17 protein-coding genes, 1 tRNA gene and 2 pseudogenes are annotated in these 22,702 nt (G+C 71.8%); 6 read left to right on the plus strand and 14 right to left on the minus strand.

What is annotated here, in order from left to right; genetic code table 11:
- Nucleotides 1–248: 248 nt before the first annotated feature.
- The 5 genes and pseudogenes from ENC19_RS06255 to ENC19_RS06275 form a co-directional block, all read right to left on the minus strand.
- Nucleotides 249–704 carry a DUF4383 domain-containing protein gene (locus tag ENC19_RS06255; protein ID WP_164446193.1) on the minus strand — a complete coding sequence of 152 codons (456 nt, stop codon included), beginning with the start codon at nt 702–704 and terminating at the stop codon, nt 249–251.
- 123 nt (nt 705–827) lie between these two features.
- Complete coding sequence (locus tag ENC19_RS06260) at nt 828–2,630, minus strand: ABC-F family ATP-binding cassette domain-containing protein (RefSeq protein WP_164446194.1); 1,803 nt, start codon at nt 2,628–2,630, stop codon at nt 828–830.
- Nucleotides 2,631–2,898: 268 nt separating this feature from the next.
- Nucleotides 2,899–3,844, minus strand: a pseudogene (locus tag ENC19_RS06265) (4-(cytidine 5'-diphospho)-2-C-methyl-D-erythritol kinase).
- A 77-nt stretch (nt 3,845–3,921) separates the two neighbouring features.
- Nucleotides 3,922–4,794, minus strand: a complete 873-nt coding sequence (gene rsmA, locus ENC19_RS06270) for a 16S rRNA (adenine(1518)-N(6)/adenine(1519)-N(6))-dimethyltransferase RsmA (RefSeq protein WP_164446195.1) — start codon at nt 4,792–4,794, stop codon at nt 3,922–3,924.
- An 18-nt stretch (nt 4,795–4,812) separates the two neighbouring features.
- Nucleotides 4,813–5,721, minus strand: coding sequence for a TatD family hydrolase (locus ENC19_RS06275; RefSeq protein WP_164446196.1), 909 nt, complete (start codon nt 5,719–5,721; stop codon nt 4,813–4,815).
- Nucleotides 5,722–5,810: 89 nt separating this feature from the next.
- On the opposite strand from ENC19_RS06275, the gene ENC19_RS06280 reads away from it, so the two are divergent.
- Complete coding sequence (locus tag ENC19_RS06280) at nt 5,811–7,067, plus strand: hypothetical protein (protein WP_309246206.1); 1,257 nt, start codon at nt 5,811–5,813, stop codon at nt 7,065–7,067.
- Between the two features lie 83 nt (nt 7,068–7,150).
- On the plus strand, nt 7,151–8,002 hold the full coding sequence (locus tag ENC19_RS06285) for an alpha/beta fold hydrolase (RefSeq protein WP_164446197.1): 852 nt from the start codon (nt 7,151–7,153) through the stop codon (nt 8,000–8,002).
- Nucleotides 8,003–8,102: 100 nt separating this feature from the next.
- Here ENC19_RS06285 and metG read toward each other — a convergent pair whose 3' ends face one another.
- Nucleotides 8,103–9,905, minus strand: coding sequence for a methionine--tRNA ligase (gene metG, locus ENC19_RS06290; RefSeq protein WP_164446198.1), 1,803 nt, complete (start codon nt 9,903–9,905; stop codon nt 8,103–8,105).
- 158 nt (nt 9,906–10,063) lie between these two features.
- On the opposite strand from metG, the gene ENC19_RS06295 reads away from it, so the two are divergent.
- The gene (locus ENC19_RS06295) at nt 10,064–10,990 is read left to right on the plus strand and encodes a hypothetical protein (protein WP_328824162.1); all 927 of its coding nucleotides are present in this window, start codon (nt 10,064–10,066) and stop codon (nt 10,988–10,990) included.
- Between the two features lie 9 nt (nt 10,991–10,999).
- Here ENC19_RS06295 and rsmI read toward each other — a convergent pair whose 3' ends face one another.
- Complete coding sequence (gene rsmI / locus ENC19_RS06300) at nt 11,000–11,866, minus strand: 16S rRNA (cytidine(1402)-2'-O)-methyltransferase (RefSeq protein WP_166458157.1); 867 nt, start codon at nt 11,864–11,866, stop codon at nt 11,000–11,002.
- A gap of 66 nt (nt 11,867–11,932) precedes the next feature.
- On the opposite strand from rsmI, the gene ENC19_RS06305 reads away from it, so the two are divergent.
- Nucleotides 11,933–13,621, plus strand: coding sequence for a dolichyl-phosphate-mannose--protein mannosyltransferase (locus ENC19_RS06305; RefSeq protein ID WP_373688904.1), 1,689 nt, complete (start codon nt 11,933–11,935; stop codon nt 13,619–13,621).
- Nucleotides 13,622–13,888: 267 nt separating this feature from the next.
- On the opposite strand, the gene ENC19_RS29500 is transcribed toward ENC19_RS06305, so the two are convergent.
- Nucleotides 13,889–14,269, minus strand: coding sequence for a hypothetical protein (locus ENC19_RS29500; RefSeq protein WP_208020853.1), 381 nt, complete (start codon nt 14,267–14,269; stop codon nt 13,889–13,891).
- A 234-nt stretch (nt 14,270–14,503) separates the two neighbouring features.
- Here ENC19_RS29500 and ENC19_RS06315 point away from each other — a divergent pair, with 234 nt between their 5' ends.
- The gene (locus ENC19_RS06315) at nt 14,504–15,160 is read left to right on the plus strand and encodes a 4'-phosphopantetheinyl transferase family protein (RefSeq protein ID WP_164446201.1); all 657 of its coding nucleotides are present in this window, start codon (nt 14,504–14,506) and stop codon (nt 15,158–15,160) included.
- Between the two features lie 94 nt (nt 15,161–15,254).
- Here ENC19_RS06315 and ENC19_RS06320 read toward each other — a convergent pair whose 3' ends face one another.
- The 4 genes from ENC19_RS06320 to ENC19_RS06335 all read right to left on the minus strand — a co-directional run bounded on the left by ENC19_RS06320 (nt 15,255) and on the right by ENC19_RS06335 (nt 20,071).
- Nucleotides 15,255–17,678: a DUF4132 domain-containing protein gene (locus ENC19_RS06320; RefSeq protein WP_164446202.1), complete on the minus strand. Its 2,424-nt coding sequence runs from the start codon at nt 17,676–17,678 to the stop codon at nt 15,255–15,257.
- Nucleotides 17,678–18,073, minus strand: a complete 396-nt coding sequence (locus ENC19_RS06325) for a hypothetical protein (protein ID WP_166458159.1) — start codon at nt 18,071–18,073, stop codon at nt 17,678–17,680. Before ENC19_RS06325 ends, ENC19_RS06320 begins: the two co-directional genes overlap by 1 nt.
- 56 nt (nt 18,074–18,129) lie before the next feature.
- Nucleotides 18,130–19,575 carry a family 43 glycosylhydrolase gene (locus ENC19_RS06330; RefSeq protein ID WP_164446203.1) on the minus strand — a complete coding sequence of 482 codons (1,446 nt, stop codon included), beginning with the start codon at nt 19,573–19,575 and terminating at the stop codon, nt 18,130–18,132.
- Nucleotides 19,576–19,810: 235 nt separating this feature from the next.
- On the minus strand, nt 19,811–20,071 hold the full coding sequence (locus ENC19_RS06335) for a hypothetical protein (RefSeq protein ID WP_164446204.1): 261 nt from the start codon (nt 20,069–20,071) through the stop codon (nt 19,811–19,813).
- A gap of 235 nt (nt 20,072–20,306) precedes the next feature.
- On the opposite strand from ENC19_RS06335, the gene ENC19_RS06340 reads away from it, so the two are divergent.
- Entirely contained in the window at nt 20,307–21,050 is a 744-nt protein-coding gene (locus ENC19_RS06340; protein WP_164446205.1) for a hypothetical protein, read from the plus strand.
- 263 nt (nt 21,051–21,313) lie between these two features.
- Here ENC19_RS06340 and ENC19_RS06345 read toward each other — a convergent pair.
- Nucleotides 21,314–21,387: transfer RNA gene (locus tag ENC19_RS06345), tRNA-Ala, on the minus strand.
- Nucleotides 21,388–21,602: 215 nt separating this feature from the next.
- A pseudogene (locus ENC19_RS29885) lies at nt 21,603–22,536 on the minus strand (hypothetical protein).
- Nucleotides 22,537–22,702 lie beyond the last annotated feature (166 nt).

A 22,702-nucleotide genomic window follows, 5' to 3' on the forward strand; every position in this document is an offset into this window, starting at 1 on the left:
CGGCGAAGGCACGCCAGGAATCGGCCGCGAGGCTGCCCGAGGCGCAACCAGGCACCTTAAGATCCCCGCCCTCCGGCCGGGCGCTCCGGACGGATGCGCAACCCCGACAGGTCTTCGCCGGAGCCCGACCCGCGCAGGGATCAAGCCTGACCGCCCGGAGCGGGTCGGGCTCCGGCGAAGACCCACAACCGAAACCGAGACGGGTCGGGCTCCGGCGAAAACCCACAACCGAAACGAGAAGCAAAACCTCAGAGCACGAGCCGAGCCTTCTGCCACGCCTCGTGCTCGTCGTCGCTGCCGACCTTGCCGTACATGCCGGCCATCAGCAGCACCAGGCTGAGCACCATCTGGACGATCACCGTGGCGACGCTGAGGTTGAAGATGTTGGCCTCGGTCCGGATGAAGGCGAGGCCCGCCAGGCTGACCACCATGATCAGATAGGCCGACCACTGGTTGATCAACACGTCGAGGTTGCGCCCGATGGCGGTGCCGGCCAGCACGATCGCACCGACCACGATGTTGAACAGGGAGAAGCCGAGGTTCGTCCCCTGCCCCAGGGCCTGGGTGTCGCCCTGGCTGAAGAAGGGCTCACCGGTGCTGGTCAGGAAGCCGATCACACCGAAGACCACCAGGTACAGACCGACGAGCCCGCCGATCGCCCGGTAGATCGGCCGCGCGGGGTGGTTGACGGGGGTGTGGGCCATGTCTGTTTCTCCAACGCCGTTGGGTGAGGGTCGACGGCGATTCTCCCGCATCCGGCGCTGTGACGCCGCACACGGGGTCCCGGGAACGGCACGTCAGGGCAGAGACCGGCCGGGTGGGCCGGGTCAGCTGGCGGGAATCTCGTCGGCCAGGATCAGCCAGGCCTGCTCGGCCTCCTCGCGCTCGCCGCGTACCTGGGTGAGCTGGGCGTCCAGCTCGGCCACCTTGCTGTAGTCGGTGGCGTTCGCGGCGAGTTGGTCCAGCAGGGTGGCCTCCTTCTGTTCCAGCTTGCCGACCTGCCGTTCGAGGCGGGCCAGTTCCTTGCGGGCCTGCCGGGCCTCGGCGGCGCTCATTCCGCCAGCGGCCGGCGCGGTGGCCGGTGCGACGGGTGCCGGGGTACGCCCGGACCTCGGGCGGTCGCTGGCGCGAGCGAGGTACTCGTCGACACCGCCGGGCAGGTGCACCAGCCGGCCGTCGCCGAACATGCCGTACGCGGTGTCGGTCACCCGCTCGATCAGGTAGCGGTCGTGGCTGGCCACCACGATCGTGCCGGGCCAGGAGTCGAGCAGATCCTCCAACGCGGCGAGGGTGTCGGTGTCGAGGTCGTTCGTGGGTTCGTCGAGCAGCAGCACGTTCGGTTCGCCGGCCAGCAGTCGCAGCATCTGGAGTCGCCGCCGCTCGCCGCCGGAGAGGTCGCCCACCGGGGTCCAGAGGCGCCGGTCGTCGAAACCGAACACCTCGGCGAGCTGGGCGGCGGAGATCTCCCGATCGCCGAGGCGGACCCGCCGGGCGACCTCCTCGACAGCTTCGAGGACACGCAGGTCGCTTGGCAGTTCGGCGAGTTCCTGGGAGAGGAAGGCGGGACGTACGGTGCTGCCGGTGATCAGCCGCCCGCCGTCGGGCCGGGTGACGCCGGCCAGCATCCGCAGCAGGGTGGTCTTACCCGCGCCGTTGGCGCCGAGGATGGCGACCCGGTCGCCGGGACCGACCTGCCAGCTGACCTCGTCGAGGATGGTCTTGGGGCCGGCGTGCAGCCGGACGTCTTCCAGGTCGTACACCTGCTTGCCGAGCCGGGCGGTGGCCAGCCGTTGCAGCGACGTGGTGTCGCGCGGTGGCGGCACGTCGGCGATGAGCGCGTTGGCGGCGTCGATGCGGAACTTCGGCTTCGAGGTGCGGGCCGGTGGTCCGCGGCGCAGCCAGGCGATCTCCTTGCGGAGCAGATTCTGCCGGCGGGCCTCGGTGGCGGCGGCGATCCGTTCCCGCTCGGCGCGGGCGAGGATCCAGGCCGCGTAGCCGCCCTCGTAGGCCCGCACGGTCTGGTCGGCGACCTCCCAGGTGGTGGTGCAGACGGCGTCGAGGAACCAGCGGTCGTGGGTGACCACGACCAGGGCACCCTTGCGGCTGAGCAGGTGCCGGGCCAGCCAGTCGACGCCGCTGACGTCGAGGTGGTTCGTGGGTTCGTCGAGGATCAGCAGGTCGGCCTCGCGGACCAGCAGTGCGGCCAGGGCCACCCGGCGGCGTTCGCCACCGGACATCGGCCCGACCGGGGCGTCGAGACCCAGGTGGGGCATGCCGAGACCGTCGAGGATGGCGCGTACGCCGGCGTCGCCGGCCCATTCGTGCTCCGCGCCCATGCTCTCGGCGAGCCACTCGGTGCCGAGGACGACGTCGCGGACGGTGGCCTCGGGGCTGAGGGTGAGGTTCTGGGGCAGCCAGGCGACGCGCAGGTCACGCCGGTGGGTGACCCGACCGTCGTCGGGCTGCTCGGTACGGGTCAGCAGCCGCAGCAGGGTGGACTTGCCGGCGCCGTTGAGCCCGACGACGCCGATCCGGTCGGCGTCGTCCAGGCCGAGCGAGACCTCGGTGAGCAGTGGCCCGGCCGCGCCGTAGCCCTTGGACACCCGGTCCAGGTTGACGATGTTGGCCACGTACCCACCTTCCATGATCAAGGCGTCCCGGTGCCGGCGGGCACCTGGGGACGCCTGTCGTTCCAGGGTACGCGGAGCACCCCCGTATCCCGGCGGCCGCCCGATCGGGCCGATCCCAGCGCGACGCGTCGTCGCCGTCAGCTCGACACGCGACGTGCCGGCCAGAGCGGTGTCTCTTCCGGCGCGATCCGTTCGCCGGCGGCCGGGGGGCCGCACCCGACCGCCCTCGGCCCAGTAGGGTCAGCCCGGCCGGGCGGTCCGTCGACCGTCAGCTGACGCGGGCGCCGTGCACCGGGCCGTGGGCGACGCGGCCTGCCGGCAAACCCCGGCGGCCTCCAGTTCGGCGGCGACGCGTTCGGCGTCGGCGGCGTCGGCGGTGAGGAACACGCAGGTGGGCCCCGACCCGGAGACGATGCCGGCCAGCGCTCCGGCGGCCTCGCCGGCCTTCAGGGTGTTCGCCAGCGACGGTCGCATGGCCAGGGCGGCGTCCTGAAGGTCGTTGCCGAGGGTCGGTGCGAGCACCCGGGGTCGCGTTGTCGCAGCGCGGCCAGCAGCCCGTCGGTGCTGCCCAGCGGCGGCCCGGCGGCACCGGTCTCGCGGAGCCGGTCGAGTTCCCGGTACGCCTGCGGGGTGGACAGGCCGCCGTCGGCGATGGCGACCACCCAGTGCCAGGAGGTGGGCCGGGCCAGCACCGGACTGACCGCCTCGCCCCGCCCGGTGCCCAACGCGGTGCCGCCGTGGATCAGGAAGGGCACGTCTGAGCCGAGGTCGGCGGCGATGCTCGCCAGCTCGTCGCGGGACAGGCCGGTGCCCCACAGCGCGTCGCAGGCGACCAGGGCGGCCGCCGCGTCGGCGCTGCCGCCGGCGAGCCCACCGGCCAGCGGGATCTGCTTGCGCAGGTGCAGCCGGGCGTGCGGCATCACCCCGGCGTACCCGGCGAGGGCGTGCGCCGCGCGGATGATCAGGTTGGAGTCGTCCAGGGCGAGTTCCCCGGTGCCCTCGCCCTCCATGGTGAGGGTCAGCGTGTCGCCGCGCCGCGCGGTCAGCTCGTCGTAGATCGAGATCGCGTGGTAGACGGTGTTCAGCTCGTGGTAGCCGTCCCGACGCAGCGGTCCGACCCCCAGGTGCAGGTTGACCTTGGCGGGCACCCGTACCCGGACCGGACCGCTCGCCCCACGCGGCTCGTCGTCCTCCGGACGCCAGGCCTCGGTCACGGGGTGATGTCCCGGACGGACAACCGCACGTCGAACGGCTTGGTCACGATCAACTCCTCGGCAGGCACGGGCTCAGCCTACTGGGCTGCCGGCGTACGGCTCGGGGCCGACGCGGCCACGGCGGCGAACTGCTCGACGGTGAGTGACTCGCCGCGTGCGCCGGGGTCGACGCCGGCGGCGGTCAGCGCGACGGCGGCCCGGTCGGCACCGCCGGCCCAGCCGGCCAGGGCGGCGCGCAGGGTCTTGCGCCGCTGCGCGAAGGCGGCGTCCACCACCGAGAAGACCTGTGCCCGGGGTACGTCGGCACGGGGCGGCTCGCGGCGGGTGAAGGCGACCAGACTGGAGTCGACGTTCGGCACCGGCCAGAACACGTTCGGCGGCACCTTCCCGGCGGCGCGGGCGTGCGCGTACCAGGCGAGCTTGACCGACGGTATGCCGTACACCTTGGAGCCGGGACCGGCGACGAGCCGGTCGGCGACCTCCTTCTGCACCATCACCAGCCCGTGTCGGAGGCTGGGCAACTCGGCGAGCAGGTGCAGCACCACGGGCACGGCGACGTTGTAGGGCAGGTTCGCCACCAGTGCGGTGGGCGCCGGGTCGCCCAGGTCGGCGGCGCCGATCCGCAGGGCGTCGGCGTGGTGCACGCTGAGCCGGTCGGCGGCCGGGCCGGCGTGCCGGGCGGCGGTGCCGGGGAGCGCGCCGGCCAGCGTGGCGTCGATCTCGACGGCGTGCACGTGGGCGGCGGCGGGCAGCAGGGCGAGGGTGAGCGAGCCCAGCCCGGGGCCGACCTCCAACGCCACGTCGTCGGGAGTGAGCCCGGCGGTGGCGACGATCCGGCGGACCGTGTTGGGGTCGTGCACGAAGTTCTGGCCGAGTTTCTTGGTGGGCGCGACGCCGAGCCGGGCGGCGAGGTCCCGGATCTCCGCCGGGCCGAGCAGGTCTGCGGCCATAACCCGACAGCGTACGGGTCAGCCGCCGACGCCAGCCGGGTGCCAGGGGCCGAAGGCACGTTCGCCGGTGGTCGAGATGGCGGCGCAGAGTGCGTCGAGGTCGGCGCCGGTGGCGGCGGCCAGCGCCCGGACGGTCAGCGGGATGAGGTAGGAGGCGTTGGGTCGGCCACGGTGCGGCACGGGGGTGAGGTACGGCGCGTCGGTCTCCACCAGGATCTGGTCCAGCGGGGTCAGCGCGGCGGCCTCACGCAGCGCGCCGGCGCTGGCGAAGGTGACCGTGCCGGCGAAGCTGAGCAGGTAGCCGCGGCGGACGCACTCGGCGGCGAACTGGGCGTCGCCGGAGAAGCAGTGCATCACCACCGTGTCCGGTGCGCCTTCGTCGTCGAGGATGCGCAGCACGTCGGCGTGCGCGTCCCGGTCGTGGATCACCAGCGTCCGGCCGTACCGTTTGGCGATGGCGATGTGCGCCCGGAAGCTCTCCTCCTGCGCGGCGCGGCCCTCGTCACCGGTGCGGTAGCGGTCCATCCCCGTCTCACCGACGCCGCGGACCCGCTCCTGCCCGGCCAGTGCCTCGATCTCGCGCAGGGCCGCGTCGAGGTCGGCGAGCCGGGGCGCCTCGTTGGGATGCAGTGCGACCGTGGCCAGCACCGCCGGGTATCTGCCGGCCACCTCGACACCCCAGCGGGAGGAGGCGACGTCCACCCCGACCTGCACCAGCCGGTCCACTCCGACGGCGGCGGCGACGTCGATGGCGGCGGCGACCGGGTCGGCGGGATCGCCGCCACCGGGTACGCCGGCCTCGCTGACGGTGATGTCGAGGTGGGTGTGGCTGTCCAGCACCGGGCGGGGCAGCGGCTCGGGTGCGGGTGGGAACTCTCCGGCGCGGCGGGCCGCGCGCTGGCTACGGGACTCGGTGGGCTCGCTCATCTCCTCGACAGGATCACACACCGCACGAGTCCACCCGGAGGCCACCCGGAGTTCACCTCGGCTACGCCCCGCGCACCTACCGTCGCGGGGTGGACGCGCGAAGCGAGCTTTTTCGGCCCGGCGGGACGGTGCCGGAGCGGACCGGTCTGCGGGTGGCGTTCGGCGGCGCGGTGTACCCGGCCGAGGAGATCGCCCGGGGTGCGGCGTACGAGTTGTTCAGCGCCGACGAGGTGGCCGGTTTCGAGTGGGCGCCCCGGGTGAACTCGGCGCTCCCGTGGCGGCGGTTCGTGCACGTCACCGAGGTCGGCGCCGTGCACGGGGGGACCGAGCAGGCCGAGGACCCGGAGCCGCCGCTGCTGGTGCCGCTGCACCGGGAGCGGGGTTGGTCGGAGGTGCACCGGCTCTCCCAGCAGCCGGCCGCCGCGGACGACCCGTTGGTCACCGCGGTACGCGCCTCGGCGGGGGTACGGCGTGGTACCCGGATGATGAAGATCCTCTCGGCCCGGCAGCTCGCCGGATACGTCCGGGGTTGGCTGCCGCACGGGTTCTGCTACCGGGAACACGACGTGGCGCACCTGCGCACCCCGGCGACGACGAGTGTGCTGCGCACCGACGGCGAGGACAGCCGCGACGGTGCGGACGTGACGTACGCGTTGCGCTGGCGGGCCGCCGACCCGGGCGACTACGACGTGCCGGCGGGTGCGGCGTACCGGGGACTGACGGCGCTGGGTGCCCGGGACCGGTTGGGTCCGGCGGTGCTGGGTACCGGCTTCACGCCCAGCAGTCACCACCTGATCCCCGAGTTCGTCACCCGGGACTTCGCCGACCTGCCGATGCCCGCGAACGCCACCCTGCTGGCCTATCCGGCGGAGGGCCTGGAGGTGGTGCTCTACGCCTACCAGGCCGAGCAGCGGGGCTGGCTGCGGATGGTCGGGCCGCAGTGGCGACACCTGCTCGCCGCCGTGCCGGGTCTGTCGCCGGATCAGGAGTACGTGCCGACCGGGGAAGCGCCGCGGTCGACCCGACTGGTGGGCACGTACGCGGGCGGGGAGTACGAGGCGGTCGCCGACCTGCCCGGTGATTTCCGGGTGCTGGCGTTGACCCGGGCCGCCCGGTACCCGGTCGACGGGGTGAGCCGACGGGTGCGCCTGGCCGCCTGGCGGGGGGTGCCGTGTCTGGTGTTGCGTGAGGAGGCGGGCTGGCTGCGGTTGCGGTTGCGACGCCCGGATCCGGACGCGGTCGCCGCGACCGCCGCACAGTGTCACGAACGGGGCGTCTACGAGACGTGGGCCCCGGGCGGTGAGGTGACCGACGACCAGGTGGTGGACCACCCGTACCTTCTCTGACCTGGCCCGTCAGGTCGGGCGGCGCAGGAATATCGGATGCCCGCCGGGGAAGCCTCGGTTTCCCACCCTGACAGGAGGACGAGATGCCCTTCATCACCGTCGGCACGGAGAACTCCGCGCCCATCGACCTGTACTACGAGGATCACGGGTCGGGACAGCCGATCGTGCTGATCCACGGCTTCCCGTTCAACGGGGCGACCTGGGAGAAGGTCTCCGGACCGCTGCTCGACGCCGGATACCGGGTGATCACGTACGACCGGCGCGGCTTCGGTAACTCGGCGCAGCCGGCGTTCGGGTACGACTACGACACCTTCGCCGCCGACCTCGACGTGCTGATGACCGAGCTGGATCTGCGCAACGCGATCCTGGTCGGCCACTCGATGGGTACCGGCGAGGTGACCCGCTACCTGGGTGCGTACGGCTCGGACCGGGTGGACCGGGCGGTGCTGCTGGCACCGCTGGCGCCGTACCTGCGGCAGGCACCGGACAACCCCGAGGGTGTCGAGCCGAGTCTCTTCGAGGGGTTCAAGCAGGCGATCACGCAGGACCGGTTCGCCTACCTCACCCAGTTCTGCAACAACTTCTTCAACTACGACGAGAACAAGGGCAAGCTGGTCAGCGAGGAGGCGTACCGGGCGCACTGGAACATCGGGGCGATGGCCTCCGCCACGGCCACGCACGACAGCGTGGACGCCTGGGGCACCGACTTCCGGGCCGACGTGTCCCGGATCAACGTGCCGGTGCTGATCGTGCAGGGCGACAAGGACAACGTGCTGCCGTACCCGAAGACCGGTCAACGGTTGCAGCCGATGCTCGCCGACAGCCGGCTGGTCACCCTCAAGGGCGCGCCGCACGGCACGCCGTGGACCAACGCCGACGAGGTGAACAAGGCGATCATGGAGTTCATCGGTTCGCCGGCCATGGCCCGCGCCTGATCCGGTCCGGGCCGCCGTCTGGCGCGCATCGCACCGCGCCCGGCCACGCGGACGACACGATGGGCGCGACCCGGTGCGGGACGCGCCCATCACTGCGCTGTCAGCCCTCGAGCCGGGCCAGTTCCTCGTCCACGATCGAGGGATCGAGCTTGCGGAAGACCGGCTTGGGTGCCGCGAGCGGCCGGCCCACCACGAGCGGTACGGACTCCCACCGCGCGCCCTGGGTGTAGTCACCGGTCAGCACCGGGTAGGCGGGCCCGACGTCGAGGTCGGCGACCTCCTCGATCACCGGCATCGGTGCGTGCACCCCGGTGCCGCCGAGCAGCTCGTGGATCTTCTGTGCGGAGTGCGGCAGGAACGGGGTCAGCAGCGTGTTGGCGTCGCTGACCACCTGGAGGGCGACGTGCAGGATGGTGCCCATCCGGGGCTTGGCGGCCGGGTCCTTGAGTTTCCACGGCGCCTGCTCGGAGAGGTACCTGTTGGCCTCGGCGACGACCTTCATCGCCTCGCCGATGGCCTGCTTCTGCCGGTGCCGGGCGATCAGGTCGCCGACCGTGTCGAAGCCGGCGCGTGCCACGGCCAGCAGCGCCTCGTCGGCCTCGGTGAGCCCGTCCGGACCGATCGGTGGGACCTCGCCGAAGTTCTTCGCCGCCATCGAGACCGACCGGTTGACCAGGTTGCCCCAGCCGGCGACCAGCTCGTCGTTGTTGCGGCGCAGGAACTCGGCCCAGGTGAAGTCGGTGTCGTTGTTCTCCGGCCCGGCCACCGCGATGAAGTAGCGCAACGCGTCGGCGTCGTAGCGCTGGAGGAAGTCCCGGACGTAGATGACCACCCGGCGCGAGGAGGAGAACTTGCGTCCCTCCATGGTCAGGAACTCGCTGGAGACCACCTCGGTGGGCAGGTTGAGCCGTCCCAGCCGGCCCGGCTCGCCGTCGCGACCGCCCTCACCGGAGTAGCCGGCCAGCAGCGCGGGCCAGATCACCGAGTGGAAGACGATGTTGTCCTTGCCCATGAAGTAGTACGCCTGCGAGTCCTTCCCCTCCCCGTCGGTGGACCACCACTTCCGCCAGGCCTCGGGGTCACCGGTGCGCCGGGCCCATTCGATGGACGCGGACAGGTAGCCGATGACGGCGTCGAACCACACGTAGATCCGCTTGTCGGTGCGGTCACGCCAGCCGTCGAGCGGGATCGGCACCCCCCACTCCAGGTCCCGGGTGATGGCCCGGGGGTGCAGGTCGTCCAGCAGGTTCCTGGAGAAGCGCAGGACGTTCGGACGCCAGCCCTCCCGGGTGTCCAGCCACTGCCGCAGCACGCCGGCCAGGGCGGGCAGGTCGAGGAAGAAGTGCTCGGTCTCGACGAACTCCGGCGTCTCCCCGTTGATCTTCGACCGTGGGTTGATCAGGTCGATCGGGTCGAGCTGGTTGCCGCAGTTGTCGCACTGGTCGCCCCGGGCGCTGTCGTAGCCGCAGATCGGGCAGGTGCCCTCGATGTACCGGTCGGGCAGGGTCCGACCGGTGGACGGCGAGATGGCGCCCATGGTGGTCTTCGGCACGATGTACCCGTTGCGGTACATCCCCTCGAACAACTCCTGCACCACGGCGTAGTGGTTGCCGGTGGTGGTGCGGGTGAACAGGTCGTAGGAGAGGCCGAGCCCGTGCAGGTCCTCGACGATCACCCGGTTGTACCGGTCGGCCAGTTCCCGTGGCTTCAGCCCTTCGGCGTCGGCCTGCACCTGGATCGGGGTGCCGTGTTCGTCGGTGCCGGAGACCATGAGCACGTCGTGGCCGGCCATCCGCATGTACCGGGCGAAGACGTCGGAGGGAACGCCGAAACCGGAGACGTGGCCGATGTGGCGCGGGCCATTGGCGTACGGCCAGGCCACTGCCGCGAGAACGTGACTCATGGACAGAAAGCCTAGTGACCCCCGCGAGGTGACCGCGAACCAATAGGGGTCCCTGGCCGACAGGATGACCCGACCACCCCCGGCAGATAGTCCGAATTGTCGTCGACACGCTGCTTGAGCTGCCCGATCAACCACCATCAGCGGTGTCAAATGAACGCGTGACTGGCAGCCGAGCCGCCCGAGACCACTCCGACGGCCCTTCCCCCGACGCCGGGCCGGACTCCACCGCGTCGCTCACCCAGGTGGTGGCGCCCCAGCCCCGCGCGGTGCCCTCGGCGGCGCCGGACGGTGCGGCCGGGCCGGACCGGACCGACCCCGCGACGGTCGAGTCACGTACCGGAGTCGAGGTGGAGCCGACGACCGGTGCACCGGTGGACACGCTGCCCCGGCGGGTTCCGGTGCGGCCGGTCGGGCGTCGCGGCCGTCGGCACCGCTCGCGCGACGACGGTACGCCGGACGAGGACACCTTCTGGGCACCGATCGAGCAGGTCCACTGGGACGGCACGCCGGTGCGGCAGGACACGCCCGGCCGCACCGATCCGTGGTGGCAGCGGTTTCGGCCGGCGCGTCGACGCCGGGAGCGGAGCAGCCATCCACCGGATCCCCTGGCGGGGTTGTCCGCGTTGATCGGGTTGAGCCTCGCGGCGGCCTTCTTCGCCTGGGTCAGCGCCGGCCCGTTCTGGCTCGCGGTCGGGCACGCCACCTCCGGCACCGTGGTCGTCACCAGGTGCTCCGGCGACGGACTGACCCAGCGGTGCCGGGGCATCTTCACGGCGACGCAGGAAGAGTTCCGGATCCACGGCGTACGGGTCAGCGGGGTGCCCCGGGAAAGTGCGGTGCCCGGTTCGGTGCTGCCCGCCCGGGTGACCGGCCCGGACGGTCACGTCGCGTACACCGACCGTGGGGTGGGCGCCCAACTGCGCTGGCTGCTCGGGATGCTCGCGGTGCTCGGCTGCGCGCTGGGCATCGCCCGTTGGACCGGCGCGACCCGGCTGCCCGATCCGACCGAGCGACGCTGGGCGATCGTTGCCTCGCTGGCCGGCCCGCCGCTGACCGCCCTCGGCTTCCTGATCGCCGCCTGGTGACATCCGGCTTCACCGATGCACGAGCGTGTAGACGTCGCGCCGGCGCAACCCGTACTCGGCCGCGACGTCGGTGATCGCGTCCCGGCGACTACGACCCGCCGCCTCCCGCTCGGCCACCTCCGCCCGCAGCGCGTCGTCGTCGGGACGAATGGCGGGTGCGGCGGGGGCGCCCGCCACCACGAGGGTGATCTCGCCGCGCGGGTCGTCGTCGGCCGCCCATCGGGCCAACTCACCGAGGGGGCCACGCCGCACCTCCTCGTACGTCTTGGTCAGCTCGCGGCACAGGGCGGCGGGCCGGTCGGCACCGAACGCGTCGGCCAGGTCGGCGAGTGCGGCGACGATGCGGTGCGGGGCCTCGAAGAGGACGAGCGTCCGTTCCTCGGCGGCCAGGGCCCGCAGGCGGGCCCGCCGGGCGCCCGGGGCACGCGGTAGGAAACCCTCGAAGCAGAACCGGTCGCAGGGCAGCCCGGACAGAGCGAGGGCGGTGGTGACGGCGCTGGGACCGGGCGCGGCGGTGACCGGCACCCCGGCCTCCAGCGCGGCACGGACCAACCGGTAGCCGGGATCGGAGACGCTCGGCATGCCGCCGTCGGTGACCAGCGCGACCACGTATCCCTCGGTGAGCACGTCGACAAGTTCCGGGGTACGCCGCTCCTCGTTGCCCTCGAAGTACGAGACGATCCGGCCGGCGATGGTCACGTCGAGGTCGCGGGCGAGCCGGTTCAGTCGGCGGGTGTCCTCGGCGGCGACCACGTCGGCGGCGGCGAGCGTGTCCCGCAGTCGGCTGGAGGCGTCGGCCGGGTTGCCGAGCGGCGCGCCGAGCAGAATCAGGCGACCGGTTTCGGACATTCCACCCACAGCAGCGCACTCCTTCATCGACGGGCGTACCGGATATGGGGACGACGGGCGCCAGCGGCCCCCTTGGCAGCCTACGATCGCCGGGTGACGAGTGCGTCGACAGCACAGAGCGCGAGCCCCGACCAGCCCTCGGAGCCGGCGGCGAGCCCAGCCACCGCCCCCGGACCAGCGGAAAGTGGCGTACCGGCGACGATCCGCCGCCGGCTGGCCACCGTCGAGGCCGGGCTGGACGACCGTTCATGGCTGGCCACGGCGGTGGTCGTGGTCATCGCGGCGGTTCTCCGGTTCGCGAATCTCAGCCATCCGCCGGGCAAGATCTTCGACGAGGTCTACTACGCCCGGGACAGCTGGGGGCTGATCGACAGGGCCGTGGAGTGGAACTACACGAACAACACGCCGTCGTACGTGGTCCACCCGCCGCTGGGCAAGTGGTTGATCGGGTTCGGCGAGTGGGCCTTCGGCTACAGCGACGCCGAGCACGGCATCTCGGTGCCGGGTCACCTGTTCACCACCGCCCCGGAGTTCGGCTGGCGCTTCTCGGCGGCGCTGCTGGGCACCCTGTCGGTGCTGCTCATGGTCCGCATCGGTCGCCGGATGTTCCGTTCCACGGTGCTCGGTTGCGCCGCCGGCCTGCTGCTCGCGGTCGACGGATTCCACCTGGTGCTGTCCCGCACCGCGCTGCTCGACATCTTCCTGCTCTTCTTCGTCCTGGCCGCCTTCGGCGCGCTGGTGCTCGACCGGGACGCGACGCGACGCCGGTGGGCCCGGGCCCTGGAGTCCGGGCTGGATCCGACCGCCCGGGGGCGGGCCGGCCGGCCCCCCGGCGGCTGGCGGAACTGGCCCTGGTGGCGGCTGGCCACCGGGGTGCTGCTCGGCTGCGCCTTCGCAGTGAAGTGGAGCGCGCTGTTCTTCGTACCCGTCTTCGCGCTGCTGATGGTCCTCTGGGACGTCGGCGCCCGGCGCTCGGCCGGCGTACCCCGGCCGTGGCGGGACACCCTGCTCGACGGCGTGCCCTGGATGGTGCTCGCCGGTCTGCTGATGGCGGTCACCTACGTCACGACGTGGTCCGGTTGGCTGTTCAGCCAGGAGGGCTACTACCGGCTCGCCGAGCGGTACCCGGACGCCGGGCTCAGCGACGCACCGATCGTCGGCCCGCTGTGGAACCTGATCCAGTACCACCAGGCCGCGCTCGGCTTCCACGGCCAGCTCGACGAACCGCACAAGTACCAGTCGTGGCCGTGGCAGTGGCTGCTGCTGGGTCGGCCGGTGGCGTTCCACTGGACCGGCGAGGGCCCATGCGGTGCGCCGACCTGCGCCGAGGAGGTGCTGCTGCTGGGCACCCCGCTGCTGTGGTGGTCGTTCCTGCCGGCGCTGGTGGCGCTGGTCTGGCTCGGCCTGGCCCGGCGGGACTGGCGGGCCGGAGCGCTCCTGCTCGCCGTGGCGGCCGGGCTGCTGCCCTGGTTCTGGTTCGCCCTCGACGGCCGGACGATGTTCTCCTTCTACGCCGCGCCCGCGCTGCCGTTCCTGGTGCTCGCCGTGGTCTACGTGCTGGGTGCCATCGCCTCACCGGCGGGACCGAGCGGCAGCCTGGCCGTGACCGGCGCGGACGCGGAGGCGAGCCGCGACCGCCGGCTGGTCGGCGGGGTGATCGCGGGAGCGTACGTGGCGCTTGTCGTCCTCTGCTTCGCGTACTTCTATCCGATCTTCGTGGGCTGGACGCTGCCGTACGACGACTGGTCGGCGCGCATGTGGTTGGGCGGCCGCTGGATCTGACACCAGAAGGGCCCGTACGCCTCGGCGTACGGGCCCTTCGTGGGTAAACAGGACGCGCCCCGATCGCCTGCCACGGGGGAAGCGGGCGATTGGGGCGCGCACCTGCAGCTTAACCACCCACGACCGGGGGCACAACGGGGCGGCGTGGGTCAGATTTCCGACGATCGCTGAATGCGACAAGAATTCGGGGTCGCCGCTGCCGCTGCGTGACGTCTCGCGGACGCTGCGCCTAGCAGGCACCGCCCAGGGCCCTGCTGAACCGATGCGTCATGCCGGTCGGCTTTCCGCGGCATCGCCCGGCGTCGAATTGTCGTCCGGGCGGGACGACCCGCCCGACAGGTAGTCGTGTCGTCGCGGGCGGCGCGGCAACCAGCCGAAGAACCGGTCCTGCAACGACGTCGCTCCGGCGACGTGCAGGTCCTCGGCGGCGGCGGCGAGACAGGCGCCCAGGTAGACGCTGAGCATCGCCCGATCCACGCCGTACTCGGTGAGCAACTGTTCGCGTCTGGGCGCACAGGGCCAGTCGGCGGCGCAGGTGCCACACGTCCAATCGGGGGTCACCGGAGCGTGCGCGCCCGCCCACCCCGGGGCGGCGTCTCCGTTCGCCGCCGCCGTCGTGACACCCGAGCGATCCGTAACACCCGTCATCGCGCTCCTTTCCGCCTCCACCGGTGGCGGCGGGCATGCCCACCCACCGCCGGGTCGAACATGCCCGTGCGCACCTACAGCGTCCGGGAACGCTGCGCCGTTACGTCGTTGCGGTACGTTGACCAACCATGGCCGCCGCGACCTGCCCCAGGCATCGCCTCAACCTGCTGCGTCCATCGTCGCCGGTCGCTGGTGCCGTCACCACTGACCGAAAGCACGATCCCGGAGCCGCAGGTGCGTGACCTGCTCCCGCCCGCCGTCGCGGTGGCCGTGGCGGGTCCGGACGACTGGTCCGGGCAGTTGCACCCGGCCGAGGCGACCTGCCTCGGGGACCGCGCGGTGGACAGCCGCCGCCGCGACTTCACCGCCGGGCGGGTGTGTGCTCGCCGGGCGATGGCCGCGCTCGGTCTGCCGCAGGTGGCCGTACCGGCCGCCGCCGACCGCTCACCCGTCTGGCCGGCGGGCCTGGTCGGCACCATCACCCACACCCGCGGCTACTGCGCCGCGGCCGTCGCGCGCAGCGACGAGATCCGCGCGGTCGGCATGGACGCCGAGCAGAACCGCGAACTCGGTCCGGGAGTACGCCGACTGATCTGCCTGCCCGAGGAGGACGAGCAGGTCGAGCGGCTACCGCCGGGCACCTGCTGGCCCGCGGTGTTCTTCAGCGCGAAGGAGACCGTCTACAAGGTGTGGCATCCGGTCGTCGGCAGCTGGCTGGACTTCCACGACGCACTCGTGCACCTCGATCCCGATGCCGGGACCTTCACCGCGCGGATCTCACCCACCCGGGTCGCCGACGCGGCGACAGCCCGGCCACCCGCGCTGATCAACGGACGCTTCGCGGTCGACGCCGCGCTCGTCCGCACCGCCGCCGTACTCACCCCGCCGTAGCGAGCGGGTGCCACCGACGGACGCCGGCACCGCCCTGGACGCCGAGCCGACGGCCGCACCTCGTGCTGAGGTGCCCACACGGTCTGCCCGGCGGTCACCCGGTGGATCTGATCTGGCGGGTGATCGACGCGTCGGTGATCTCGGTGTCCCTGGCCAGCAGGATCGCCTTGCTGAGGATGACCGCGAGCAGGCCGTCGCCCTCGAACGGCAGGAACTGCTGCTCCCCCGCCCGGCCCGCGCCCCGGTCCGGCACGATGCAGAGGTACTCGTCGTTCGGGCTCATCAGGATGTTGCCCGAACCCAGGTGGATCCGGTACGTGCGCAGGTCACCGTCGACCACCAGGAAGCGGCCGTCGATGCGGGCCCGCCGGCCCACCGCCAGCCGGGGCAGCAGCTTGGCCAGCAACTCCCGTCGGGTCTCGGCGGTAGCGGACAACTCCCCGAAGCTGTACGACGACCAGTAGTCCCGGAACCGGCCCTGCGGGCCGCCGTCCGACCAGGTCGGATCGTTGCCGACGCTGGCCACCCCGACGAAGAGGTCGACGTCCCGCATGACCTCGCTGAACACCAGCGGCGGGATCCGGTCCAGCGGCAACGGATCCCCCGGCCGGGCGGCCGTCCACCGTGCTGCCGAGTAGCCGCCACCGGAGGCGTGCGACCAGTTCTGCGCGGCGGCGATCGGGTAGAAACGCACCTGGTCGGTGACCAGCCGCAGATAGGACCCGCTGTCCGTGGTGTCGGTCGTCCAGTCGTCGCCGATCCCCTCCACCCAGTACTCGGCGCGCAGCCCCCACCCGGGTAGCTCCCGGAAGGTCGGCGGGTAGGAGTCGTCGACCATCAACCGCAACCGGTCCGTCCAGCCTCGCGCCGCGGCCAGGGCGTGGAACTGGTGCTGACGCAGGATGTGCCCGGCGAACCGGTTCGAGTACGTGCCGGTGGTCTCCTCGGCCGGCGTGAGCAGGTAGACCTCCCGATGTGCCTGCTTGAACGGCTGGACGATCCGGTGCCGCGCCAACCACTCCCGCCAACCGACCACCTCCGGCACCGGCCGGCCGATCGGGTGCCAGATCCGCACCTCGGCGTCGTCGCCGGCGACCACCGCGGTGTCGTCCACGGTGCGCAGCGCGCCGTCGGCCCAACCGCAGGACACCCCGTCGACCAGCCACAGCAACCGGCGAGCCAGCGTGCCGACCAACGGGTGATTCAGGTAACGCTGCCGCCACTCGGCCATGGTCCAGTTGCGCTGAGCCAGGAAGAGCCGGTCCAGCCGGGCAACCTGGGCGGTGAGCATGCCGCCGATCTCCTTGGCCAGGCCCTTCAGTTCGGCCAACTCCGCCGCGTGCTCCCGGCGTACCGACGCCGGTGGGCTCTTCACCTGCCGGCCGGCCTCGGTGTACCAGGTCAGCGTGACACCTGTGGACACGATCGACAGCTCGGCCCGGCAACCGCCGAGCGGTACCTCGTGCCGCCCCACCCCGGTCAGGCCGTAGTCCGGGACGGCCAGTTCCTCGATCTCGTCCCGGCTGATGCCGAGGGCGGCGGCACGAGCGTCGAGCGCCTTGTCGATCTCCTTGCGGGTGCCCTTGAAGGTGACCCGGGCCGACAGCCGCGCGAGTTGCGCCAGCGCCGGCTCGCCGTCGAGCCGCCCGAGCACCCCGACCGCCGCGTTGGCCACCTTCGGGCAGGCCGGTCCGACGCCGGGTAGTCGACGCAGCATCGCCTCGACGAGTCCGCCGATCCGGCGTACCTGCTCCGGTGCCGGTCCGGTTCGCTCGACCAACCAGAGCAGGCCGCGCAGAAGGTCGGCGTTCACCGAGCTCGGCGGTGCATGCGGGACGCGGGAGGCGCTGGCCAACCACCTGTCGACGAGCTGCCCAGCCTCGTGCGGGTCCACCTCGGCGAGCAGCCGGGCCGCCTCGGTCGACCAGCCGGCGCTCGGGCGGGGCATGGTGGCGGTGCTGGCGTGGCCGACCAACTGCCGCCACGCCGGGTCCAGGGTGGGCAGCTCGGTGAGGATCTGCCGGGCCCAGGGGTCGTCCGGGTCGAGCCGTGGCCCGGCCACCTCGGCGATGAACTGCCGCAACCGCTGGCTCTCGTCGGACCGGTCGACGAGCGCCTCCATCAGGTCGGCCGGAATCGGGCCGGTGGCGGCCAGGCCACGGGCCACCGTCTCCAGCGCGGTCGGTGACAACGCGTACGGCTCGTCTACAGCGAACGCGGCGAGCTGCTGGAGCTGCTCCGGTGCCAGCTCGGTGGGCAGCCGGCGGGACAGCTGGCCGATCAGGTCGCGCGGCGGCCAGGCGTGGACCCGGTCCTGCCGCACGAGGGCGGACATGGCCAGCACGAGACGCGTCACGTCCGGACGGGACAGTGCGCGCAGTGCGGCGCGTACCTCGGGGTTGTCGCGGCAGAGCCGGGCATGCGTGTGCAGGTGCCCCGCCAGCTTGTCCAGGTCGTTCGCGGCAACCAGCTCGCGGGCGCGGTCGGCGTACCAAACGGGTTCGGTGGTGGTGGTCATCAGCCGCCGACCAGCGGGACGAGCTTGAGGAAGGTGACCTCGGTGTCGCGACGCAGATCGACCTCGTCGTCCAGCTCCTCGACCTGGCGGTCGCCGACCAGCACCACGAAACCGTTGCTGCGGAACGCCTGCTCGGCGAGGGCGATCTGCCGCTGCGGGTCGACCCGACGCCGGGGCCGTTCGCCCGGGTCACCGTTGAGTGCCCGCTCGGTCGAGGTCGGCTGCACCAGCGCCCGGCGCGGCTGCGGGCTGGCCGCGTTGTGCTCGGCAACCTCCTGGTGGATCCGCCGGCGGATCAGCTCACGAAGCGTCAACCGCTCCTCGAAGATCTGCAAGGCCCACGCGGGGGCCCGGGCCCCCGCGGTGCTCTCGTCCACAAAGGTCACCGTCGCCATGTCGCGTGAGTCTAGGTAGGTCCTCCGACAGTCCGGCCCGACGCGGTTCGGACGGTCTACTCCAGGGCGAAGGTGGCCGACGCGCGCGCGGGCGTGTCCGGCACCGCCTCCAGGTAGAGCAGGCCGTCGCGGTGACGGACGTACTGGCCGGGGAAGTTCACCGACTCCAGGGACACCTTCGTCGCGTCGGCGAGCCCGGCCCTCCGGGTGAAGGTGGCGTCCTGCCGGAAGAGATTCGAGCCGTCGTTGCGTTCCACCCAGATCTGGTGGTTGCGGTGCCGTAGGAAGTAGCCGGGATAGTTGGTCGACTCCAGCGAGATCGCCGCGGAGTTCGACAGGCCGGCGACGATCCGGAACTGCGAGCCGGCCAGGTTCGTCACGTTCGGCTCCAGCCGGACCCGGAACTCCCAGTGCCGCAGGTAGCGATCGGGCAGGTCGTGGGCGCGCAGCCGGACCGGGGTCAGCCCGTCCGGCACCGGCACCCCGAAGTTCGGCGTGCCGTCGGCGTTCCAGTAGACCCGCTGGATCCGGGTCCGCCGGTTCGGGTCGTTGAGCGGGTCGTAGCCGTTGCCGAGGTACCGCTCGTAGTTGCGGGAGTGGTAGACGATCACGTCGCTGCCGTCCTCGGCGACGGTGAACGAGTTGTGCCCCGGACCGTACTGACCGGTCCGGCTGTCGCTGGCCAGCACCGGTGTGCTGCGCTTGGTCCAGGACGCCGGGTTCAGCAGGTCGCTGTTGGCCGAGGCGGTGAGCAGCCCGACGGCGTAGCTGGCGTCGGTGGCGCTCGCCGAGTAGGTCATGAAGACCCGGCCGTTGCGGATCAGCACCGCCGGTCCCTCGTTCACCCGGTAACCCCGGGTCTCCCAGGCGTACGTCGGGGTGGCGATCAGAGTCGGGGTGCCCGCGTACGTCCAGGGGTTGACGGCCCGGGCGAGGTAGATGTTCGAGTTGTTGCCGGCGTACTCCGCCCAGGCCAGGTAGCGCTGGCCGTGGTGCACGAAGGTGGTGGCGTCGAGGGAGAAGCTGTTGCGCGCCGGCTGGAGTTGGCCACGCTCCGTCCACGGGCCGTCGAGGGGGTTCGCGGCGCCGCTCTCCAGCACATACGGCCGGATGGCCCAGATGTCGTCGGTGCGGCCGGCGGCGAAGTAGACGTACCACCGGCCGTCGATGAAGTGGATCTCCGGGGCCCAGATGTGCGCGCCCATCTCGCCGCTGCCGTGCCGGCGCCAGATCACCCGCTCGGCCGCGGTGGCGAGCCCCTGGAGCGTGGTGGCGCGGCGCAGCACGATCCGGTCGTACTCGGGCACCGTGGCGGTGAAGTAGTAGTAGCCGTCGGTGTGCCGGTAGATGTGCGGGTCGGCGCGCTGCTCGGCCAACGGGTTGGTGAACGTGACGGCGGCGGCCCGCGCCGGAGCGGCCGGCCCCACCAGGGAGCTGCTCGCCGCCATCACCAGGGCGGTCACCGCTGCCCAGCTGCGGTACGTAAGCTTCCGACGCGCCATCGCCTTCGCCCTCCCACCCACTCACCGCGAGCCGGTCATCCGTGACGGGCACGGTCCCCGTCCGACCGTGCCCGCCGTGCCCGCTACCTCATTGATAGCGTTAACATTCATAGACGTCAAGGAAATGACATCTATCCGAATCTCGGCCGTAACGCGCAGGCCGCAGCAACACGGCCGTCCCGCAGCCAGGCCTTGCTGATCGCCCACGCAGGACGGACGTGAGGTGGGATGCTGTTCAGAAGGGGTGAAACTGCTCGAAGGGTGGCTCAGCCATCGACTCGGGCAGCCGGATGGCCCGGCAACGGGGCACCAGTTCCGCCGCCGGGTCGTCGCCGATGTTGCGGAGCGTGCCGCCCGTGAAGGCGTCGGGAATAGCCGCCCAGCCCAGGCTCCTCTCGTAGTACCGCACCACGGTACGCACCGACGGCGTCCAGTCGTCGTCCATCACGATCAACCCGCCGGGCCGGACGATCTTGTGCAGAAAGTACAGGTCCACGGAGACCTCGTGAAAGCGATAAAACTCAAGGGCAGGTGCCCGATCTTCAGGACTCCGCCCTTGAGCTACTGCTTTCGCAGGCATCGCGGACGGCCGACGAACGAGTGACTCACCCCAGGGTGAGCCGCCATGATCACTTGCGCCCCGACATGGTCCGCCTGATTGCTCCTCGAGCGACGAAACGTCCTCTAGGGACTGTCGTTTCTTACTGGAAGCGCACAGGCATAATCAGCCGGTGAGTCGACGTCTCCTCGCCGCCGCGATCGCAGCCCTGACCGTGATCGCTGCTGCCATCCTCGCGGTGGTCACCAATGTTGTGACTGGCAAGAGCCTGCCCTCCTGGGCGGATTGGCTGACCGCAGGAAACCACGCCTGGTGGAGCCTTGGCGGCTTGATAGTCCTGATCGCTGTCCTGAGCGTGGTCGCGTCGCTGCTCGGGCAGGAGCCCGATCGGCGCCGAAACTCGGCTGCCGCGCCTGCGGCGGCGTGGATCGATCCACAGGCACCGCTGCCACACGAGATCCGGATGGATCCACCACAGGATGACGACTTCTACCGAGTGGATGATGTGCGGCAGATTTCCTATCTATGCCGCTTCAACTCTGCGGTTCTGCTAGTCACCGGCCGCGCCGAGGGCGGCGCAGGCGAGCAAAACGCCGCGCGCCATTTCCGTCGGGGCGACTATCAGAAGGTGGAACCGCTCAAGAACGCGTACGGCACGGTCATCGCCTGGTTCAATGTGGGCAGCTACGACAGCTTTTTCTTCGGACGGCGCGACGAATCGCCGCATCACCTGGGTCGATTTCTCGCCGAACGCGGCGCCCGGCATGCAGGTCTGCACCTGTTCATCGATGGGAAGCTGGTGGCCTCAAGGAAGTACGGCTTTTTGCAGGAGGTGCGTGCTGGTAGCGGATACGGCCCAACGATTGGACAGGTTGCCGAGTCTCTGTGTGAGCAGCATCTGACACGTCAGCAGTGACTGCCCGGGTGCCCGCCGGCCCGCTCAGGCGTGACCAGTTGGCTCTCTTGTCGCGGACCCTGCCCTCGGCGGACGCCACAGCGGCGGAGTTGACCTGACCGGAACCGGTTACGCGAGCGCCAATCGACCCGCCTCACCGGCCACCACCGCCGACGACGGCAAGACGGCCTTGACGCCAACCAAACATCTACGGCGGGCTGCGGCGCTGGGCGCAAGATCGAAAAAGGCCGTCTCCCACCACGGGAAACGGCCTTCGAACTGGGTGGAGCTGAGGGGATTTGAACCCCTGACCCCCTCGATGCGAACGAGGTGCGCTACCGGTCTGCGCCACAGCCCCTCCGCCGGCTAACCGGCGTCGGTCCCACCCGGCTGTCACCGGGCGGGCCGGCGACAAGGCTAACAGGTCGAGCGCTGCCGCCGCGAACCACCCCGCCCACCCGCGTCTCGCACGATCGCGCAGTTTCCCCGATAGTGCGGCCTTCGTCCGGCCCGAGCCAGCACTTTCCCCGAATCTGTCGCCTCGCCCGTCGAGGGCGTGAGCGCGGGGCGGGGTCAGGCGCTGTTTGAGCCGGGGCCGGCCTCGTAGGGGCGGCCACGCAGGCCGCCGGCACGGCGGTAGGAGACCGAGCCGCCGTTGGCCGCCTGCGGCAGGTCGGCCGGGCGGTCCAGGCCCATCGCACTGCGCCGGACGGACTCCGCTGGGCTGCCAGGCGGCGCTGCGCCTCCCGGCGGGCCGCCGCCCGGCGCGCCTGCTCCCGGCGTACCTCTGCCTGACGGGCGGCCAGCCACGCGGCCTCGCGGGCCAGGGCCCGGCGGCGACGGCGGTCGGCCACCGCGCGGGCGCGCAGGTGTACGACGTACACGATCAGCAGGGTGGCGGTCACCGCGAAGCTGATCCAGAAGCCGGGGCCCACGACCAGCACGCCGACCAGCTCGACGGCGTTGAGCAGCACCAGCGCGGCCAGAACCCGGCGACGGCGGTAGATGGCGGGGGTGTGGTGGTGCCGGCGGTCGGGGCGACGGCGGGGACGGTTCCCGCCCGCCGGCACGGCCGCAACCGGCTGGGCCTTGCGGAACGTCGCGGCAGCGCCCGTCCGGCGGCCCCAGCGCGCCTGCCGCATCGCCGGAGGGCAGCACCTGGCGCACCGGCGACACGCGAGCGCGGTACCCTGCCGGGTGCCTCGCCTGAGCGAGGCGGGGCGGGAACCGCGCGCCGCAGGGCCGGCGGACCGGAGACCGGAGTGGCGAGTTCCCCCGAGTCGGGATCCTCGCTGAGGGTGATGACCAGGGCGCGGGACGGGTTTACCGGCCGCCGTCCGGGGACAGTGCGGCGACGTCGGCGGCGCTGGAGCACCCGCGCCGTCGACTGCGCCCGCTCCGCCACCAGCCGCTCGGCGGCGTCGTACCGGCGGACCAGCGCCGGCGCGAGGGCGAGCAGCCCGGCGGCGGCGAGGACGGCGAGGAGCACCGAGGTCGGCACCCTCACCCCTCCCGTCACCAGATTCGGAGCAAGCGCGAGCCGGCCGCAGGATCTTCCACCGATCGGTGTCGGCGACGTGAATCGTGCGGAGCGGGCAGCGCCTGCCGCAGCTTGCAGTTACCTGAGGTTACGGGTCACCGTCGCGGGAACCGCCGCGCCGCGCCGATCCCGC

It is taken from the genome of Verrucosispora sioxanthis, assembly GCF_010560025.1.
In the GTDB taxonomy this organism is placed as follows: Bacteria; Actinomycetota; Actinomycetes; order Mycobacteriales; family Micromonosporaceae; genus Micromonospora; species Micromonospora palythoicola.

Bases quoted from the DNA above. Each gene is read 5' to 3' on its own strand.
- rsmI (WP_166458157.1), bottom strand. From the start codon at position 11,866: ATGAAGGAGTGCGCTGCTGTGGGTGGAATGTCCGAAACCGGTCGCCTG.
- ENC19_RS06285 (WP_164446197.1), top strand. From the start codon at position 7,151: ATGCCCTTCATCACCGTCGGCACGGAGAACTCCGCGCCCATCGACCTG.
- ENC19_RS29500 (WP_208020853.1), bottom strand. From the start codon at position 14,269: ATGACGGGTGTTACGGATCGCTCGGGTGTCACGACGGCGGCGGCGAAC.
- ENC19_RS06255 (WP_164446193.1), bottom strand. From the start codon at position 704: ATGGCCCACACCCCCGTCAACCACCCCGCGCGGCCGATCTACCGGGCG.
- metG (WP_164446198.1), bottom strand. From the start codon at position 9,905: ATGAGTCACGTTCTCGCGGCAGTGGCCTGGCCGTACGCCAATGGCCCG.
- ENC19_RS06330 (WP_164446203.1), bottom strand. From the start codon at position 19,575: ATGGCGCGTCGGAAGCTTACGTACCGCAGCTGGGCAGCGGTGACCGCC.
- rsmA (WP_164446195.1), bottom strand. From the start codon at position 4,794: ATGGCCGCAGACCTGCTCGGCCCGGCGGAGATCCGGGACCTCGCCGCC.
- ENC19_RS06275 (WP_164446196.1), bottom strand. From the start codon at position 5,721: ATGAGCGAGCCCACCGAGTCCCGTAGCCAGCGCGCGGCCCGCCGCGCC.
- ENC19_RS06320 (WP_164446202.1), bottom strand. From the start codon at position 17,678: ATGACCACCACCACCGAACCCGTTTGGTACGCCGACCGCGCCCGCGAG.
- ENC19_RS06325 (WP_166458159.1), bottom strand. From the start codon at position 18,073: ATGGCGACGGTGACCTTTGTGGACGAGAGCACCGCGGGGGCCCGGGCC.